The 4,256-nt window shown below is 35.6% G+C and carries 6 protein-coding genes; 1 reads left to right on the top strand and 5 read right to left on the bottom strand.

Annotated features, from left to right (window positions below; translation table 11 throughout):
- Positions 1–325: IS66 family transposase (locus G626_RS17010; protein WP_022933316.1), on the top strand; the 325-nt coding region annotated here is incomplete at its 5' end.
- Between the two features lie 207 nt (positions 326–532).
- Here G626_RS17010 and G626_RS0114810 read toward each other — a convergent pair.
- The 5 genes from G626_RS0114810 to G626_RS0114790 form a co-directional block, all read right to left on the bottom strand.
- On the bottom strand, positions 533–1,441 hold the full coding sequence (locus G626_RS0114810) for an IS3 family transposase (protein WP_231365129.1): 909 nt from the start codon (positions 1,439–1,441) through the stop codon (positions 533–535).
- Positions 1,357–1,884 (bottom strand): helix-turn-helix domain-containing protein, encoded by a 528-nt coding sequence (locus tag G626_RS0114805; RefSeq protein WP_022933564.1) that lies wholly within the window; start codon positions 1,882–1,884, stop codon positions 1,357–1,359. Before G626_RS0114805 ends, G626_RS0114810 begins: the two co-directional genes overlap by 85 nt.
- A gap of 109 nt (positions 1,885–1,993) precedes the next feature.
- The gene (locus tag G626_RS0114800; RefSeq protein ID WP_022933563.1) at positions 1,994–2,674 is read right to left on the bottom strand and encodes a hypothetical protein; all 681 of its coding nucleotides are present in this window, start codon (positions 2,672–2,674) and stop codon (positions 1,994–1,996) included.
- 24 nt (positions 2,675–2,698) lie between these two features.
- Positions 2,699–3,580, bottom strand: coding sequence for a hypothetical protein (locus tag G626_RS0114795; protein WP_022933562.1), 882 nt, complete (start codon positions 3,578–3,580; stop codon positions 2,699–2,701).
- Between the two features lie 22 nt (positions 3,581–3,602).
- A complete protein-coding gene (locus G626_RS0114790) occupies positions 3,603–4,205 on the bottom strand; it encodes a hypothetical protein (protein ID WP_027727237.1) in 603 nt (200 codons plus the stop codon).
- Positions 4,206–4,256 lie beyond the last annotated feature (51 nt).

Genomic DNA, 4,256 nt, shown 5'->3' with positions numbered 1-4,256 from the left:
CTGGGATAATCTTGTGAAGTTCCTCAACTACAGTTTTGTTACACCTGATACAAATGCCGCTGAGCGTGCTATAAAACCGTTTGTAATGGCAAGAAAGAATTTCTTGTTTTCTGGCAGCGGCAAGGGAGCCGAAAGTTCATGCTTCCTTTTCTCTCTGATTGAAACTGCAAAGTTCAACGGCAAAGCTCCGGAAGATTATCTGCGTTGTCTGTTTGAAAAAGCACCATATGCTGAAACCGAAGAAGACTGGAAAAAACTCCTGCCATGGAACATCGAAATTACACCCTTCCAGTTCCGCGGCGAATGGATGGAACTAGCTAAATAAGGTTAGATTTGACGGATACGAATATCCTGTATCTGATATTGTAGAAATAACCGGATTAACTATGGATAAAGTACTGGAGTTGCAGAAAGGTATTTTGGTAAAAGTTTAGTAAATGAACTTTTGATTTTGTTTAGCTGTTTTTTATAATATTCGTTAATAAAATAAGGGCTGCCCGGTGAAGTGCACCCCATTTATTGGACACTTTACCTAGGCAGATTTTAAGGACTGATTCCTAAATTGTAAAGGGGTCAGTCCTTTTAATTTAACTTTAATTCTCTTTTCGTTGTACCAAGATAAATATTCAATCAATTCTTTTTTGAAATGTTCAACAGATTCAAACTCCTGTAAAAATAGCAATTCTGACTTTAATAGACCAAAGAAATTTTCCATTACAGAATTATCAAGACAGTTACCTTTGCGTGACATACTCTGTCTGATTCCTTTTTCCTTAAGTCGTCTCTGATAATCATACATTTGATACTGCCAGCCCTGATCAGAATGAAGTATCAGGTTTGTTCCATCAGGAATCTTGGCAAATGCCTTTTCAAGCATATCAACTGTTTGAGCATATGTCGGACTTTCAGAAAGATTCCAGCTTATCAATGACTGATCATGTAAATCTAGAATTGGAGATAGATAAAGTTTTGTTCCAAACAGATTGAATTGTGTGACATCTGTAACCCATTTTTCATTAGATTTTGTTGTACTGAAATCTCGCTGCAAAAGATTTGGAGCAACTTTGCCTATCTGTCCTTTATAGGAATTGTATTTATGCTGACGAACTTTACACACAATATGTTCTTCATGCATCAATTTTTGAATTAATTTGTGGTTAGTTGGAAAACCTCTGTTCCTGAATTCTAAAGTAATCCTTCTGTAACCATAACGACCTTTATTTTCATGATATATCTGCTGGACAAGTTCTCGTTCTTCCTTGTGCTTATCCTGCTTTGGATGCGTTTCTGAGTAATAAAATGAACTTCTTGGCAAACCTGTAAGTTTTGCTAAATCTGAAACATTGAATTGTGACCTTAGTTCTCTGACAGCTTCGACTGTTCTCTGTCTTTTTTCTGCTGTTGTTTCTTTCTGTCGTCTTCCTGAACTAAGGCCAGATATTTTTTTAGGAATTCATTCTCCATTCGAAGATAAGCCAGTTCTTCATCTTTTGTCCATTCTTCTCTAGGTTTATTTGGTATTAAACTTTTCTTTGGCATTTTTGAACGCCTGCCTTGTTTCTGAAACAGAGCTTCTTTACCACCGGTAAGATATTTCTTTCGCCAGACACAGATTGTACCGCTGTTTGTTATACCAAAAAATAGAGCTGTGGCTGAATCTGAAAGATTATGCTCTTGTTGATAGTTTAGCACTTTTAGCTTAAATTCTCCGCTAAAATGTCGAGTTGGCTCTGTAAATTTTCCATCTAACTTATATTGAGCAACCCATTGTTGCACACAAGTTCTTGCAACTTTGTATTTGGTTGCAATTGTTCCTGCACCGCCTTCTCCTGATAAATATGCTTTTACTACTTTCAGTTTGTACTCTGTTGAGTATTTAAACATAAAAAATGCACCTCCAAATATTGAACTTTATTTGTCCAATTTTTGGGGTGCACTTCACCGGATGGACAGCCCTTGCTGTTTAACAAACTGAGTTTTGGCTCAGATTAACTTACTTTGCGTTCTTGAAAGAAAGTGTGTAAGTTTCTGTTGTTGTTGTGTAATTCTGCAACTTTGAATCAGATGCAATAGGGTTATTATAATTATAAGAATCTGATGTAGAAGAGAATGTGAGTGCGAGAGTGAAATCTTCTCCACTTTCAAGGTCACCAGTTACAGTTGCCTTAAACAATTCTCCTTTACCATTGCCGTAATAGAAATCATCGTCAATTTTATAAAGATCGAATTCATAAACATCAGTAAGTTTTCCATTATTGTCATACTCATAATATGTATCAAAAGAAATGTTCTGAGCTGTTGGTTCTGCCGGAGCGTATGTTCCTGCTGTAGCACCTACATCAGTCTTTGTCTGTGATGTTCCATAAAGACTTGTTAATTTAAGTCTATAATTTCCGCTCATGTTTCCTTCGAGAACCTTGCTCTCATTCCAAGTAATTGTAGCATAACCAGCAGAAGCGCTTTTCTTAGTCCAACTTGTCTGGTCACTTGTTCCTGCTGTACCATTTGCATCTACAGTTTTGTTTGCAACTGATTTTTCATAAGTACCAGAAACAGTGTATTTATTTGTATAACTTTCACTTGTGTAAGTGTTAAATTTTGGTGTTCCATTGTTACAAGAAGCAAAGAATGCTGTTGCTGCAATGGCACAAAGAATTAAATTAATCTTTTTCATATTATTCTTCTCCTTTTTTTAGAATTATTCAGCTTCTACTAACTTGAAAGTGAAGTTATATGCTGTTTCTGTTGACTGAACTACAGTTGTATCGTTTTTCTCTGTTTCAGACAAACCAGTTCTTGTATCAGCATCTGAGAGAGTATACTTAATTGTAATCTCATCATCACCGAAGTCGCCGTCAACTGCATCTTCCGGAAGTTTTACGTATTCATTGTCGTACCAAACATAGAAATCACCATCGAATTCGTAGAATGATAACTCAAGTGAATCGATACATGGTTCTTCAACATAGAAATAACGAACTCTAGAGGAATATGATGTATATGAATCATAAGAGCCTGTTGTATCTGCCTGCTTTGTAGCATCATCAACATAATTAGTAACAAACGCCTGCTGCAGGGCAAGATACTCATAATAATCCAAAGGATTGTTTTCGTAATTGTGATTATAAATGCTATCAATCTGGGTTATGAAAGTAGGTGAATACCATCCAGCAGGAAGCTCTACTCTTTCTTGTTCTACTGTTGTTCCCTCTACACCAAACTCATCTGTAAACTTTGAAGTAGTTGCAGTTGTTGAACCTGCTGGAGTATTAGATGTTGTCCAGTTAGCAGTTCCATTGAATTTAACTGTATAATAATCATAGTTAGAATCATTCAACTTATCTTCTGACCATTCAACTTTTGCAGTAGCACTCTTTATTGTAGCTGTTGTTACATTTACAGAAGCTGCAGTTGTATTTCCATCTTTTTTAGTGTTTGTAACGCTACCAGTTACATTGTAAGCATAGCTGTTATTAATTGTTCTTACATTTACATAGTCTTTTGTACCATTGTTACAAGAAACTAAAAGTGCTACTGCAGCAATTGCACAGGCACTAAGAATCAAATTGATTTTTTTCATATTGTTCTTCTCCTTTTAATAATTATTCAGCAACACTTGAAAATTTAACGGTTCCTGAATAAGTTTTAGTGTTAACTGTAGTCTCGTTATTTGTTCCAGTTTCAAGTGTATACTCATAAGTAAGTGTGAACTCGTCATCGCCGAAATCACCATCCAAAGTTACCTTTGCATATTTTCCTTTCTGATTCTGCTGATAAACATAATTGTTAGCATTAAGGTTCTGAAGATTGATATAGAAACCATCTTCGAATTTTTCGAGGTAATAGAATGGCAAAGAAATATCTTCTTTATAATATTTAGTTTCTACTGAAGATGAATTTGTATATACTTCATCAGCATAACCTGAGGCTTCAATCCAATAAGTTGGAACATCACCATATGAGTTTTCACTTTCCCACCAGTTCACTTTTCCAACAGCCTTTGTAAATGTGTAAACATCAGATGTTTTTGATGGTGCAGCAACAGCTCCAGAAGCAGTTGCTTCTTTAATTGTACCTGTTACCTTATACTTGTAGTCATAAGATACTCCGGATGCATTAATGTATTCTGATCCATTATTACATGACACCAGAAGTCCAGCGAACGCCATTGCGCAAGCGCAAAGCATTAAAGTAATTTTTTTCATACTTTCCTTTCTCCTTATATGAAAAGTTTTTTTTATTCGATTTAAATGACC

This window comes from Treponema bryantii NK4A124 (assembly GCF_000421345.1).
Classification (GTDB): Bacteria; Spirochaetota; Spirochaetia; order Treponematales; family Treponemataceae; genus Treponema_D; species Treponema_D bryantii_B.
The sequence above is the reverse complement of the archived record's forward strand: the minus strand, read 5'-3'. Positions and strand labels throughout refer to the sequence as shown.

Bases quoted from the DNA above. Each gene is read 5' to 3' on its own strand.
- G626_RS0114795 (WP_022933562.1), bottom strand. From the start codon at position 3,580: ATGAAAAAAATCAATTTGATTCTTAGTGCCTGTGCAATTGCTGCAGTA.
- G626_RS0114805 (WP_022933564.1), bottom strand. From the start codon at position 1,884: ATGTTTAAATACTCAACAGAGTACAAACTGAAAGTAGTAAAAGCATAT.
- G626_RS0114800 (WP_022933563.1), bottom strand. From the start codon at position 2,674: ATGAAAAAGATTAATTTAATTCTTTGTGCCATTGCAGCAACAGCATTC.
- G626_RS0114790 (WP_027727237.1), bottom strand. From the start codon at position 4,205: ATGAAAAAAATTACTTTAATGCTTTGCGCTTGCGCAATGGCGTTCGCT.